Source organism: Acinetobacter sp. RF14B (assembly GCF_006864105.1).
GTDB classification, from domain to species: domain Bacteria; phylum Pseudomonadota; class Gammaproteobacteria; order Pseudomonadales; family Moraxellaceae; genus Acinetobacter; species Acinetobacter lwoffii_C.
In genome coordinates, this window is sequence record NZ_SMTB01000074.1 from 1 (window position 1) to 14,233 (window position 14,233).

The 14,233-nt window shown below is 40.3% G+C and carries 9 protein-coding genes, 3 pseudogenes and 2 other annotated features; of the genes and pseudogenes, 1 reads left to right on the plus strand and 11 read right to left on the minus strand.

Features of this window, described 5'->3' with window-relative positions; all coding sequences use genetic code 11:
- Positions 1-198: 198 nt before the first annotated feature.
- Positions 199-1,289 (plus strand): IS4-like element ISAba1 family transposase gene (locus E2K52_RS10775; RefSeq protein WP_085940648.1). Its coding sequence is split into 2 segments (ribosomal slippage): positions 199-739 and positions 739-1,289, totalling 1,092 coding nucleotides; the frame shifts between segments, so codons are not numbered across the junction.
- A 196-nt stretch (positions 1,290-1,485) separates the two neighbouring features.
- Here the strand turns inward: E2K52_RS10775 and E2K52_RS10785 are convergent.
- The 11 genes and pseudogenes from E2K52_RS10785 to E2K52_RS10845 all read right to left on the minus strand — a co-directional run.
- Positions 1,486-1,971: a hypothetical protein gene (locus tag E2K52_RS10785; protein ID WP_006581703.1), complete on the minus strand. Its 486-nt coding sequence runs from the start codon at positions 1,969-1,971 to the stop codon at positions 1,486-1,488.
- Between the two features lie 37 nt (positions 1,972-2,008).
- Positions 2,009-2,257 carry a phenol hydroxylase subunit gene (locus tag E2K52_RS10790; RefSeq protein ID WP_006581702.1) on the minus strand — a complete coding sequence of 83 codons (249 nt, stop codon included), beginning with the start codon at positions 2,255-2,257 and terminating at the stop codon, positions 2,009-2,011.
- A 312-nt stretch (positions 2,258-2,569) separates the two neighbouring features.
- Positions 2,570-3,803, minus strand: a pseudogene (locus tag E2K52_RS10795) (IS3 family transposase).
- Positions 3,398-3,514: a sequence feature (AL1L pseudoknot), on the minus strand. (Overlaps the previous pseudogene by 117 nt.)
- A 182-nt stretch (positions 3,804-3,985) precedes the next feature.
- Positions 3,986-4,552: a recombinase family protein gene (locus E2K52_RS10805; RefSeq protein ID WP_006581699.1), complete on the minus strand. Its 567-nt coding sequence runs from the start codon at positions 4,550-4,552 to the stop codon at positions 3,986-3,988.
- A gap of 161 nt (positions 4,553-4,713) precedes the next feature.
- Positions 4,714-5,613 carry a cation diffusion facilitator family transporter gene (locus E2K52_RS10810; protein WP_005028603.1) on the minus strand — a complete coding sequence of 300 codons (900 nt, stop codon included), beginning with the start codon at positions 5,611-5,613 and terminating at the stop codon, positions 4,714-4,716.
- A gap of 86 nt (positions 5,614-5,699) precedes the next feature.
- Entirely contained in the window at positions 5,700-8,840 is a 3,141-nt protein-coding gene (locus E2K52_RS10815; RefSeq protein ID WP_096902762.1) for an efflux RND transporter permease subunit, read from the minus strand.
- A complete protein-coding gene (locus E2K52_RS10820; protein ID WP_151205111.1) occupies positions 8,830-10,059 on the minus strand; it encodes an efflux RND transporter periplasmic adaptor subunit in 1,230 nt (409 codons plus the stop codon). Before E2K52_RS10820 ends, E2K52_RS10815 begins: the two co-directional genes overlap by 11 nt.
- A 1-nt stretch (position 10,060) precedes the next feature.
- Positions 10,061-11,386 (minus strand): TolC family protein, encoded by a 1,326-nt coding sequence (locus tag E2K52_RS10825; protein WP_035269736.1) that lies wholly within the window; start codon positions 11,384-11,386, stop codon positions 10,061-10,063.
- Between the two features lie 48 nt (positions 11,387-11,434).
- Complete coding sequence (locus tag E2K52_RS10830) at positions 11,435-11,851, minus strand: cation efflux protein, CzcI-like (protein ID WP_227591103.1); 417 nt, start codon at positions 11,849-11,851, stop codon at positions 11,435-11,437.
- A 204-nt stretch (positions 11,852-12,055) separates the two neighbouring features.
- Positions 12,056-13,302 (minus strand): annotated as a pseudogene (locus E2K52_RS10835) (IS3 family transposase).
- Positions 12,897-13,013, minus strand: a sequence feature (AL1L pseudoknot). It overlaps the preceding pseudogene by 117 nt.
- A 50-nt stretch (positions 13,303-13,352) precedes the next feature.
- A pseudogene (locus E2K52_RS10845) lies at positions 13,353-13,955 on the minus strand (IS5 family transposase); the annotation flags it as partial.
- Between the last annotated feature and the right edge of the window lie 278 nt (positions 13,956-14,233).

Consider the following 14,233-nt stretch of genomic DNA (forward strand, 5'->3'; position numbering starts at 1 on the left):
AGCTTTTAAGAGTTAGGAGATAAGGATCAACAGTAATTTTGATCCTTTTTTATTTAAGAAGTTTGAGCAAATTCACATTTGCTTAAAGTTTAAATGCAGAAGTAACTAGAAAAACTCTAAAAAAGTGCTCTGTACACGACAAAAATAGATAACTCATTGAAATAATGTCACAATAATTGTTTTCTAACGACGAATACTATGACACATCTCAATGAGTTATATCTTATCTTAAACAAATCTCTAAAATGGAACAAGTCACATTTAAAGTGCTTTGCGCTCATCATGCTTGTGATTATTTTAAAGCAAACATGTAATCTTTCTTCTGCATCTAAAGCCTTGCCCATCAAGTGTTTACCACAATCATTTTATCGACGTATGCAGCGCTTCTTTGCAGGTCAGTATTTTGATTATCGTCAAATTTCTCAGTTGATTTTCAATATGTTTTCATTCGACCAAGTGCAACTGACTTTAGATAGAACCAATTGGAAATGGGGAAAACGAAATATTAATATCCTGATGCTCGCAATCGTTTATCGTGGAATAGCGATACCTATCCTTTGGACATTGCTTAATAAACGTGGAAATTCAGATACGAAAGAGCGTATTGCTTTGATTCAACGCTTTATAGCCATTTTTGGTAAAGACCGTATTGTGAATGTGTTCGCAGACAGAGAGTTTATCGGTGAGCAGTGGTTTACATGGTTAATTGAACAAGACATCAACTTCTGCATTCGTGTTAAAAAAACTTCATTGTCACCAATCATTTAGGAAAGAATCATAAAATTAGTGATTTATTTCGCCATCTTAAAGTTGGTCAAATTGAATGTCGTAAACGACGGATTTTGGTTGGTCGGGTGAAACTATATATAAGTGCACTACAGTTAGAAAATGGAGAGCTTTTACTCGTCGTTTCTCCTCAGTTTAATGCCAATGCTATTCAGGATTATGCATTACGCTGGGAAATTGAAACCTTATTCAGTTGTCTCAAAGGACGCGGGTTTAATCTTGAAAATACGCGCTTGACAGACCCTAGACGAGTGAAAAAATTGATTGCGGTGTTAGCTATAAGCTTCTGTTGGTGTTACTTAACGGGTGAATGGCAACATAATCAAAAAAAAGCGATAAAAATAAAGAAGCATGGACGACTCTCAATGAGTTTATTTCGCTATGGTTTAGACTATGTTCAAATGGCGATTCAGCGTTTAATTGGTTTTGGGAAAAAAGAAGAGTTTAAGGAAATTTTGGCAATTTTAAGAAAGCAGAATCCTGATAGGATAAGGGTTCTGTGAAATTTGTCGTGTACAGAGTATAATAATAATAATCGAGCATGAGTCTCATACGGATGCTCGGGTCGAAAGGGAATCCCCAGGCGAGTAACCTGTTTGCGGTGATCCATTAGCTGCAGGAGCAGAAGAGCATACATCTGGAAGCAAAGCCAGGAAAGCGGCCTATGGAGCTGTGCGGCAGCGCTCAGTAGGCAATTTTTCAAAATATTGTTAAGCCTTTTCTGAGCATGGTATTTTTCATGGTATTACCAATTAGCAGGAAAATAAGCCATTGAATATAAAAGATAAAAATGTCTTGTTTACAATAAAGTGGGAGTAGTAATTTCGTTACTTTGTTTAGAATTTCTTCAGAAATATTTCTTAATAAATCGTGTTTTTCAACAAGCGTAAAATTACTTTCTAAAATCTCTTGTTGTTTAGCTCGAGTTTGGGTATAAGCCCCATAATAAAATTGACGAGGATCTTTAAGCACGTACCAATCTTTCATTTGGATTACAGTACGGCCCTTATCGTAAAGATCAAATTCAGGCTGCCATAAAGGTTTGTAATGAAAATTAATTTCTTCCTGAATATCGTAGGTCGCTTCTTGATAACGTGAAGCTGGTTTATCACCAAATCTTTTTTCAATATAAGCATAAGTATTTCTTAAAGGCTTAACTGAAGATGTTTTAATATCAATTTGCATATAAATCTTCCTGATTTTTTAATAAAGACTAGAGTTTTTATTCTCTAATACCGGCCTGTCCAAATCGCCACTTCATGCGGTCATATTCAATCTTTGCAAAATCATCCGTACTTAGGTGCTGTACTTGATGGTGTGCGCAGAATTCTTCAAAAGCCTTGACTGGCATAATCATTTCTACAGCTAACTCTGGATCACCTATCGAAAATTCAAATTCGATATATTTGTCACGCTGAGTCCCTGTAACATGAATAAAGCAAGGAGGCTGTTCTACATTGAGTTGCTGCATACCAAAATCCTCATATTCTCCATAAGATTATTGCAACTTGCATGCCAATTTTATTTATTATTATTTTTCAAATATTTATGATTTTCTCTTTTTTATTTCATACAATGTTCTTTATCAAATTCTTAAGTCACAATGTATGACTTAAGAAAATTCTCAAGTGTTTTATATTTTCTCAGTTGTATAAGCACTTATAGATGATCAAAAAAAAAAGAAGCCAAAGCTTCTTTTTTTGATTTTCCAACTCGCATTGATAGCCCCTATAATTCAATCAACTGAACCGTACCGGGTTTGTCGGAGAGTTTTTTATTTAAGTTAGGCCACCTGACCTAACGGGTTAATCTTATCATAGTACATTGCTTCAAAATCAAAAGGTGATACATAACCTAGTGCACTATGTACACGCTCTTTATTGAACCAATCTACCCAATTTAGTGTCGCAAGTTGTACATCCGCTAAACCTTGCCAATCTGCTTTTAGATATTCAATCACCTCTGTTTTGTATAAGCCATTCACCGTTTCAGCCAAAGCATTATCGTATGAATCACCAGTCGTACCGACTGATGCTCGTAAATTTGCTGCTTCTAAACGATTGGTATAGCGAATGGAAAGATATTGCACACCTCTGTCGGAATGATGAATCACATTCTTTGGCATGCCTCGATCATGCAATGCTTGCTCCAATGCATCGAGCACCATATCTGTATTCATCCGTGTCGATACTTTCCATCCAACAATTGCTCGTGAGAACACATCAATAATAAATGCAGTATAAACCCAGCCTGAATTTGTTTGAATATACGTAAAGTCACTCACCCACAGTTGGTCAGGATGATCAGCAGTAAAATTACGTTTTACCAAGTCATCCGCTCGTTTTTGATCATCTCGGCTACGGGTGGTTTGTTTGTTCTTACCACGCCAAACACCTTTTATACCTAGCTTTTGCATTAATCGAGCAACAGTACAGCGCGCAATAATATAGCCTTCACGTTTCAGTTTTTGCCAGACTTTACGTACACCATACCGACCTGAACTTTCCTTCCAAATTCGTTTAATCTCCTCAGCATGATGCAAGTCATGTAAATCTCGCTTTGCTCGATGTTCTGGATTTTCACAGAGATCTAGAGTCCGGTAATAGGTTGAAGGTGCGATCGGTAAAATTCTACAAATCGCCTCGACTCCGTACAGCTCTTTATTATTATGGATAAAATCCACCATTATTTGTGTGGGCGGTCGAGCTCCGCCTGGGCGAAAAAAGCGGCTGCTTTACGTAGAATTTCATTGGCGCGTTGCAGTTCTTTATTTTCGCGTTCGAGTTGTTTGATACGTTCTTGGTCTGAAAGCTGCTGTACTTTAACTGGATTTTGTTTATCTAAATATTTTTGATACCAAACACGTAGTGTTTCAGGAGTACAACCCTTGCGCAGTATACTGCTCAGGGAGCAATAGCGGTGATCGCAGCCCAATTCGATGGATAATCTTTCTCGGATTCAATCAATAATTGAACCGCTCTTTCTCTGATTTCAGGGGTATATTTTACTTTTTTCATCGGGACATTCTCTCAGAAAGCTTGGTCTCCGACAAACCCGGTACGGTTCAAAAATCTTCCATTGATTTATTTATATCTGTTAAACCAGTCGCATTATGAAATGTAATATAAGTAGAAATTTCAGTATAAATGGTCATGATCTTTTCTAAATTTGAATATCTAAGCGTCTTCATTAATCAACCTTATTGATTATTAGTTTCTTCTTTTAAAGCTCTTTGTACTGTTGCTATCCCTACTTTAAACTTTTCTGCAACACCTCTAAATGTTGAATTTTCTTCAGCCATTGCTTTTCGTATTTCAACATAGTCAACCTTCCGCTTTCTTCCCTTATATAAGCCCTTCGCTTTGGCTTTTGCAATTCCTTCCTTTTGACGCTCACGGATCATGGAGCGTTCAAACTCTGCAAATGCAGCAAGCATCTGAAACATGAGTTTATTTATTGCCGATTGTGCTACATCATGACTGAAGGTCAAATTCTCTTTATGAAAAATAATGGTTATACCACGATCATTCAGACTATTCACAATTTCGTTCAGATCATTTGTATTACGTGCCAGACGATCAATACTATGAACATGCACCGTATCACCTTCACGCAGATAGTCGAGCATTGCATTTAACTGAGGACGTTCACGGCTACCACCGCTTGCCTTTTCAGTAAAGGTCTTATCCAGGCTGATTCCATCTAATTGACGTTCAGTATTTTGTTCAGTTGAACTGACTCGAATATATCCGACCTGATTAGGCATTCTGTACCGTTAGAGTTTAGATAATTAAATACATATTGTACCGAAATTAAATATTAAGTCTATAAATACGGTTTTTGAGTTGCTTTTTAAGACTTTATTTTGTTCCGTTAGGCTATACTTTAAAGTTACACAAAACATCTATATGAAGACTAAAGTCCAAATTAGTGTTTATGTTGGTTCAATGTATTACATTTCGTATTTTCTATTTGTAACGTAATTTCAGTAATATTATGATTATGTTTTAGAACTTCTAAGGCCTTTTGATAGAGTTGATCTGTATTGCTATTCGGAGCAACCAAATGAGCAGTTAAATGAATATTTCTTGAGGATATAGCCCAGACTTTCAACTGATGAATCCCTTCAACGCCCTCTAGCTTCAATAAATCATTTCTTAACGACTCAATATCAATCTCATCAGGAACTCCTTCAAGCAGAATATGAATACTTTGTTTTAATAAAATCCAAGTTCGAGGTAAGACCCAGAAGCCAATTAACACAGCGATTACGGTATCAACCCACATCCACTGGGTAAAATAAATAACTATTCCTCCGATAATCACGCCTATCGATCCTAGAGCATCACTAAGAACTTCTAAATATGCACCTTTTATATTTAGACTTCCTTCAGCACTAGCAGAAAGGATTTTCATTGAAATCAAATTTATGACCAAACCAATGACCGCGACAATCATCATTCCAACACTTTGAATTTCAGCAGGATTCGTAAAACGTTGATAAGCTTCATATACAATATATATTGCTACCACAAAAAGCATCACCGCATTAAACAGAGCCGCTAAAATTTCAAATCGCTGATAGCCAAAAGTTCTTTTATCATCTGCGGCTTTTTTACCAATTTTGATAGCGGCAAGAGCAATAGCTAAAGCGGCTACATCAGTAAACATATGAGCTGCATCAGATAACAAAGCCAAACTTTGGGTAATAAAAGCAGCGACAACTTCTACTATTAAAAAAGTAGTCGTTAAACCTAAGGCAACCATTAACTTCTTACTATTTTCTTCAGTAACAACCGCATGGCTATGATCATGATGTTCTGACATAAAATATTTTCCTTATTCTATTTATGATGAGCAGAGATATTGGATAACAGCCAATATCTCTGCTGTAAATCGACTAATCTATTGGATTAAGAAACTTTCTTTTCATTTATCCAACGATAAAGCACGGGTAACAGCACCAAAGTTAGTAATGTTGAAGAGATAATCCCGCCAATCACTACGGTTGCCAGTGGCCGTTGAACCTCAGCCCCTGTTCCGGTTGCCAGCGCCATTGGTACAAAACCCAGTGAAGCCACACAAGCTGTCATCAACACTGGTCTTAAGCGCAAAATAGCCCCTTGCCACACGGCTTTATGCACTGGATATTTGTCCCTTAATTCCTTAATAAAGGTCAGCATTACCAGTCCATTGAGGACTGCAACACCAGATAAGGCAATAAAGCCAATTCCAGCTGACATCGATAATGGAATATCCCTTAGCCAAAGGAACAGCACACCACCGGTCAAGGCAAAGGGTACCCCGGTAAAGACCAATAGACTTTCTTTGACATTGTGAAAGACCGCCATCAGTAAAATAAAGATAGTGATTAAAGCCAGTGGAATCACGATTTGCATCCGTGCTTTGGCTGAAGCCAAATTTTCAAACTGACCGCCATATTCTATCCAATAACCACTTGGCAAAGTGTATGCTTTGAGCTGTGTCTGTACATCAGAAACAAAAGACCCTAAATCACGCCCTTCAACATTCGTTGTAACCACAACTCGGCGTTTACCATTTTCTCGACTGACTTGGTTGATTCCTTCAATGGTCGAGACTTGCGCGACATCCGACAATAAAATACTGCCACCATTTGGAAGCTGAATAGGTAACTGAGAAACAGATGCGACACTACGGTCTTGCTCTCCAAGACGGATAACAAAATCAAAACGACGATCGCCTTCTAAAATCTCTCCCACGCTTTGTCCACCAATACTTGCAGCCACCACATCCTGAATAGATTTCACACTCAAGCCATACTGGGCAGCTAAAGCTTTATCAATCTCTACATTGAGTAAAGGCAGACCCGAAGTTTGTTCAACTTTCACCGCACTGCTACCTGCGACTTGCTGAATGATTTTCGCGATTTTTGCAGCCTCAGTATTCAAAACCTGCATGTCATCACCAAAAACCTTCACCCCCACATCACTGCGTATACCTGAAATCAGTTCATTAAAACGTAGCTCAATAGGCTGAGAAAACTCACTGTTATTGCCGGGAATTGTCGCAAGATAAGCTTCCATTCGGGTTCGAAGTGCATCTAGGCTTTCTTTTGAATCTGGCCATTCCTCACGTGGTTTCAGCATGATATAACCATCGGAAATATTCGGTGGCATCACATCTGTCGCCACTTCAGCAGTCCCGGTACGGGCAAATATAGCTTTAATTTCGGGAAAGTTTTTCAGTAAAAGCTTTTCGGTATTTTCCTGAATACGTAAAGACTCTTCCAAGCCTGTGCTTGGAGAACGTAATTGCTGTACCGCAAAATCACCTTCACTCAGCTGGGGTGCAAACTCACTGCCAATCTTCGTGCTGAGCAGACCCGTAATGACCAGGAGACAAATGGCAAAAGTTAAAACCACCGCTTTGTAATGATAGGCTCCATCCAATATCTGTTGATATCGGGTTTTGAGCCAGATCATCCAACGGCTTTCCGTTTCTTTGATCTCCCCTTTAACCCATAAAGCAACTGCAGCGGGCACAAAGGTGATCGATAAAATAATAGCTGCCACCAGTGCGAGAACAACGGTTAAAGCCATCGGATGAAATAGTTTTGCTTCTACACCACTTAAAGCAAAAATCGGCAAATACACCACCAAAATAATAAGCTGACCAAAAATAAGAGGACGACGTGCTTGGCGGGCAGCCAGAAAAACTTCCTTAAAGCGTTCACTTTGTGTGAGAGGTCGTTTTAACAGTTGCTGTGTATGGGCTAAACGCCGGATACAGTTTTCGACAATCACCACAGCACCATCGACAATGATGCCGAAATCGAGTGCACCTAAACTCATCAGATTGGCACTGATATTTTTCTGTGCCATCCCGGTTAAGGTAAACAGCATAGAGAGTGGAATGACACAGGCAGTAATCAAGGCAGCACGGATATTCCCTAAAAACAGGAACAGAATGATGATGACCAGGATTGCTCCCTCTACCAAGTTTTTCTGAACGGTTTTAATCGCCTTCTCAACCAAGGTAGTACGGTCGTACACCGTTTCAATCACTACCCCTTTAGGCAAACTATTCTGAATATCTTGAAGCTTGGCATCCACAGCTTTAGAAACAGTCCGGCTATTTCCACCCATCGCCATCATGGCAATCCCTAAAACGGTTTCTTTGCCGTTATAGGTTGCCCCACCGGTTCTTAAATCATGCCCAATAGAGACTTGCGCAATATCACCAACCCGAATTGGGCTGCCATTTGGGCTACCCAGCATGGTGTTCTCAATATCAGAAAGCCCATTGAATGTACCCGGTACACGTACCGTCAGTTGCTGACCATTGTCTTCAATATAACCTGCACCTCGGTTCTCATTATTTTGCGCTAAAGCCTGTTGCAGTTGTTCTAATGAGATATTCAGTTGCTGCATCCGGTTTAAATCGGGAGAGACCACATAGGTTTTTTCAAAACCACCAATACTGTTGACCTCTGCAACTCCCTTAACACGTTGCAGTTGAGGACGCACAATCCAGTCCTGAATCTCACGCAAATCCATCGGCGTGTATGCAGTTCCATCCGGCTTTTTCGCATTCGGATCTGCCTTCAGTACCCATTGATAAATCTCACCGAGACCCGTAGAAACGGGGGACATCGTCGGTGCGATTTGTGCAGGCAACTCAGATTGCGCCTCCTGTATCCGTTGGTTAATCTGCTGACGGGCCCAATAAATATCAGTCCCATCTTTAAAGACAATGGTGACTTGAGAGAGTCCATAACGGGATATGGAACGGGTAAGCTCCAGATCCGGAATGCCAGCCATGGCATTTTCAATGGGATAGGTAATCCGCTGTTCGACTTCAAGCGCAGTAAAACCCTTGGCTTGAGTATTAATCTGGACTTGGGTATTGGTAATATCGGGTACAGCATCAATCGGGAGTTTCTGATAGCTATACACCCCGACCGCAATCCAGGTACAGACAAAGAGCAACACCCAAATCGCATTTTGTATGGAAAACTGAATGATTCGTTCGAATAAACCTTCTGGTTTTGGCAGATCAGAATTAATGTTCATGGCCTGCCTCGTCTTTTTCTAATTCAGATTTCAACAAGAAACTGCCTTGAGCGATATACTTCTGCCCTTCAGTCAGCCCAGAAATCACTTCAAGCCATTGTCCATCACTTGAAGCCTGCCCCAATTGCACTTTCTGTGCTTTTAAGTGGACTTGACCTTTTTGTTCTGAATCTACGATGAAAATACTGTCTTCACCTTCAATACTTTGCAGCGCAGACTTTTGAATCCGAAGGGCTGATTTTGCTGTAGCTTCCGGAATCAACACTCTCACTAACACATTAGAACGCAACTCAGTAGCTTGCGCATCGAGTTTTGCGCGCACCACCAGACGCCCTGTTTGTACATCTGCCTGAGAGGTTAAGCTTTGTACAGTAGCTTTATAGATTTTATCTGAATCATTCACTTTAAAGTCAATTTTTTGCCCGGCTTGCAGTTGACCTGAGAATTGATTCGGCAAATTAAACTCAAGCCATAAATCTTTCAGCTGTTCAATGACAAAGAGCTGATTAGCCAGTTGCACATTTTCACCGACCACAATATCTTTTTGACTGATCACCCCAGAGATCGGTGCTTTAATCAGAAAACGCCCATTGTTATTGCCACTTGCACCTAATGCATTTAAACGTGCTTGTGAGGACTGGACAGTAATCTGCGCTTGACGGTAGGCATTTTCGGCACGCTGGTAATCCTGTTTGGCAGAAATCCCCTGTGACCAGAGTTGCTGTTCGCGCTGGTAATCTTTACGGGCCAAATCCAGATTCACCTGTGCCATACGCAGATTTGCCTGTTGGTCGATCAGTTCAGGCACGATTAGTACAGCCAGCGTTTGTCCTTTTTGCACGCTCTGTCCTAAAGCCACATTGACCTGCTCGACATGACCACTAAAATTAGGCGATATATGCGCTTGTTGATCGGTATTCACCACCAATTTACCTGGCAGGGTTGTCAGCTTTTCAACCAATCCTGTGGATGCAACAGCAACTTTTAAACCTTGTTCAACCATTTGTTGGCTGGTCAGTTGTATTTCGCCTTCTTCAGCATGTCCTTCTTCAGAACTACCTTCATCAGAATGTTCGGCATTTCCCTCATCATGACCATGCCCCTCAGATTCAGTTTTTTTTGAACTTAACCAAATAACCAGACTGACCAAGACCGTAATCAGAATCAAAATTGCAATCATGAGAGACTGGGATATTTTTCCGTTTTGCTTGGCGTTCATTTTATCGTGCTCCCCCATTGATTAAATTTTGCGATGCTTCGACTGCCTTTTTATTCAGTTGTGTATAGGCATCCGAACGGCTAATTTCTTCATAACTTGTGCCAATACTGAGTGCCTCAGCTGCGAGGGCAGTTTGCCAAGCTTGACGTAGAATTTGTAATTGACCCAATCGAAGATTCTGCAGTTGGGTGGTTGCTTGCTGAACGTCGGTAATGGACAGTTTCCCTGCCTGAAACCCTTGTAAAGTACGGCTCTGAACTTTGGTCGCCAAAGTAACTTGTGCTGTTGTGGCATCGAACTGGCTACGTAAACCTTTGAGCTGATGCATGCTGTTGGCAATATTGAGTATTTGTTGCTTCAGCTCACGCTGCTGCTGTTGGTTCAGCAATATTTGCTGTTGCTGGACCATCGGGATCGCATATTGCTGGCGGTTGAAAATATTCAGTGGAATAGCCACGCCGATTGCCAAAGTCGTATCGTTGCTTTCATTAGGGGTTTTGCTACGTTTCATGCCTACATTTAAAGTCGGATTGGGACGTGCCTGAATTCTTAAATTTTCAATTTGATGATCCGATTGCTGAATGTTCAAGGCATAGAATTTTTCTAGCCACCCTTCAGCAATATACCGTTGCACAGTTTGGAGACTTTGCTCTGGCCAAGGGATAGCGGTTTTATTCAATTGAAGATGTGAAGATGTTTCTCCCCCCCACAAATTAGACAGCTGACGACCGGCAGCTTGTTTATTCAGCATCGCTTGCTGATAAAGTCGTTGGATTTCTAGCGCTTCAATTTGGGTACGCTCAAAATCAACCAGGGCAATACTGCCTGCCTGATAGCGTTTCTGGGCACTGTCCAGATTGGCTTTACTTGTTTTTAACTGTACTGAATAAGCAGACTGCTCAACCTCAGCAAGTGCAAATTGCGACCATGCAAATTTAACAATCAGTTGGCTTTGTGCCTTCCATAATTGCTGTTGCAATTGGATTTGTTGATTCGAGGTATTGGCAATCACCCGGTTCAGCTTACGCTGACCAAATAGATCTAGAGGTTGACTAACGCCAACATTGAATTCCTGTTCTTGACCTGAGCCAAAGCCAGACTGTTCTAAACTTATACTTGGATTCTGCCATAACCGACTTTGCTGAATATTCAATTCAGATATTTGCTGAACTTGTTGCCACAGCTTGTCTTGAGTCTGGTAACTTTGTACTTTTGCTAAAGCGGATTCAAAGCTGGTAACGTTTTCAGCATAGCTATATTGCATAGCCGCTGCACATATACAAGCAACCAAGCTATGACGCAAGAGTATAATTGATTGTGAAGACATGATTTTTCCCACTTATTTAAATAATAAAAGTGGTGGGAATGTTTTAGGCTACCCCACCATGAGCGGGGAAAATTCGGGAGGTGGGCTTTGTTGAAACAGGTCAGGAGCCTGATAGCTGTTTTTCCAATGAAATTGTGGATTCACTTTAACTTCAGAGCTTGGATGAAACACATCTACTTTTTCATTTTGTACAATCAAATGCGTCATCGATGGTAGATGATCTTGATGATCTTCACCGATTTCTAAATCGCTACTGAATGTTTTTATGTTTTCTGACTGTCCATTATGATCGTGTTGACGACTATCGCTGGCACACAAGGTATTTTGGTGATGACCAAAATGATAACTCTGCTGTGATTGAGGCTGTTGTTCATGGACACAAAAGGCCGCCGCCACATTCCAAAAGCTTTGGAACATGAACAATCCAACCAAGACTGTAATCCATGTAGTAGAACGCATCATCATAACAATCGAAAAATTTGTACCAAGTATAAGGCTTAGAGCCACTCCAAGGTCAAGCTTAATAAATTAAATTAAACATTCAATGAACACTGAATAGCCGGCACTTTTGCAAATTTACCTTGTCTCTATAAGCTCACATCAATTTCAGGTAAGAATAACAATAGATAGTGAACCGTACCGGGTTTGTCGGAGAGTTTTTTATTTAAGTTAGGCCACCTGACCTAACGGGTTAATCTTATCATAGTACATTGCTTCAAAATCAAAAGGTGATACATAACCTAGTGCACTATGTACACGCTCTTTATTGAACCAATCTATTGAACCAATCTACCCAATTTAGTGTCGCAAGTTGTACATCTGCTAAACCTTGCCAATCTGCTTTTAGATATTCAATCACCTCTGTTTTGTATAAGCCATTCACCGTTTCAGCCAAAGCATTATCGTATGAATCACCAGTCGTACCGACTGATGCTCGTAAATTTGCTGCTTCTAAACGATTGGTATAGCGAATGGAAAGATATTGCACACCTCTGTCGGAATGATGAATCACATTCTTTGGCATGCCTCGATCATGCAATGCTTGCTCCAATGCATCGAGCACCATATCTGTATTCATCCGTGTCGATACTTTCCATCCAACAATTGCTCGTGAGAACACATCAATAATAAATGCAGTATAAACCCAGCCTGAATTTGTTTGAATATACGTAAAGTCACTCACCCACAGTTGGTCAGGATGATCAGCAGTAAAATTACGTTTCACTAAATCATCTGCTCGTTTTTGGTCATCTCGGCTATGGGTGGTTTGTTTGTTCTTACCACGCCAAACACCTTGTATACCTAGCTTTTGCATTAATCGAGCAACAGTACAGCGCGCAATAATATAGCCTTCACGTTTCAGTTTTTGCCAGACTTTACGTACACCATACCGACCTGAACTTTCCTTCCAAATTCGTTTAATCTCCTCAGCATGATGCAAGTCATGTAAATCTCGCTTTGCTCGATGTTCTGGATTTTCACAGAGATCTAGAGTCCGGTAATAGGTTGAAGGTGCGATCGGTAAAATTCTACAAATCGCCTCGACTCCGTACAGCTCTTTATTATTATGGATAAAATCCACCATTATTTGTGTGGGCGGTCGAGCTCCGCCTGGGCGAAAAAAGCGGCTGCTTTACGTAGAATTTCATTGGCGCGTTGCAGTTCTTTATTTTCGCGTTCCAGTTGTTTGATACGTTCTTGGTCTGAAAGCTGCTGTACTTTAACTGGATTTTGTTTATCTAAATATTTTTGATACCAAACACGTAGTGTTTCAGGAGTACAACCCTTGCGCAGTATACTGCTCAGGGAGCAATAGCGGTGATCGCAGCCCAATTCGATGGATAATCTTTCTCGGATTCAATCAATAATTGAACCGCTCTTTCTCTGATTTCAGGGGTATATTTTACTTTTTTCATCGGGACATTCTCTCAGAAAGCTTGGTCTCCGACAAACCCGGTACGGTTCACTTTGTGTCATAAGCACCATCTGTATAAACAGAATCAATTGGTTCATCCAAGGGAATTTGAGCAAGTAAATCTTCGAGTACTTGAGAATCACTGACATTATTTGTGGTGAGTTGTACTGAACGTATTTGCAGGGTTTTAGCATCCATAGCAATGTGAAGCTTACGCCATTGGCGACGATATTCAGCCCCATGTTTCTTGCATTTCCATTCACCTTCACCAAGAAACTTCAAACCAGTAGAGTCTACGAGTAGATGCAGTCCATCACTACTTTTTTGATAGCTAATCGCAATATCAATATGCTTTTGTCTACGACAAAGGGTGGAATAATCCGGAGCTGTCCAATCTAATCCAGAGAGTTTAATCAGACTTTGAACAAAATCTGTGACCATACGTAAAGAGAGTCGGAATAGTAATTTGATCATTAAGCAGCATTGAACCGCTGTATCGGAGTAGGTCTGATTTCGACCTTGCTTGCCTTGTGATTGTGCATACCACTGAGTCTTTGGATCAAACCAAATGGAAATATTACCTCGGTTAATTAAGGCTCGGTTATAGGATGACCAATTGGTTGTACGGTAGATTTTAGAGGCAGGCTTATTCATTTTGAAATTATATTGCTGAATAAGCTTTTGATGCTAGGTTTGTGCAACAAAGCCCTTCTCAATTAAGACCTAGTCATAAGTTCATAAGTTCATAAGTTCATAAGTTCATAAGTTCATAAGTTATGTAACTTTATAATTTCATCTTCCTGGAAAATCAATCCAGATCAGTTCTTCGTACTAGTGGAACCTGTAATTTTCAGTGCTGCGCTTCCATATATGGACAAATCCCTGACAAGCATTACCGGGAGAGGTTTCCATCGCATCACTCTCCTCAGGAT

Coding starts and splice junctions, on each gene's coding strand:
- E2K52_RS10825 (WP_035269736.1), bottom strand. CDS start 11,386: ATGTCTTCACAATCAATTATACTCTTGCGTCATAGCTTGGTTGCTTGT.
- E2K52_RS10830 (WP_227591103.1), bottom strand. CDS start 11,851: ATGATGATGCGTTCTACTACATGGATTACAGTCTTGGTTGGATTGTTC.
- E2K52_RS10820 (WP_151205111.1), bottom strand. CDS start 10,059: ATGAACGCCAAGCAAAACGGAAAAATATCCCAGTCTCTCATGATTGCA.
- E2K52_RS10810 (WP_005028603.1), bottom strand. CDS start 5,613: ATGTCAGAACATCATGATCATAGCCATGCGGTTGTTACTGAAGAAAAT.
- E2K52_RS10805 (WP_006581699.1), bottom strand. CDS start 4,552: ATGCCTAATCAGGTCGGATATATTCGAGTCAGTTCAACTGAACAAAAT.
- E2K52_RS10815 (WP_096902762.1), bottom strand. CDS start 8,840: ATGAACATTAATTCTGATCTGCCAAAACCAGAAGGTTTATTCGAACGA.
- E2K52_RS10785 (WP_006581703.1), bottom strand. CDS start 1,971: ATGCAAATTGATATTAAAACATCTTCAGTTAAGCCTTTAAGAAATACT.
- E2K52_RS10790 (WP_006581702.1), bottom strand. CDS start 2,257: ATGCAGCAACTCAATGTAGAACAGCCTCCTTGCTTTATTCATGTTACA.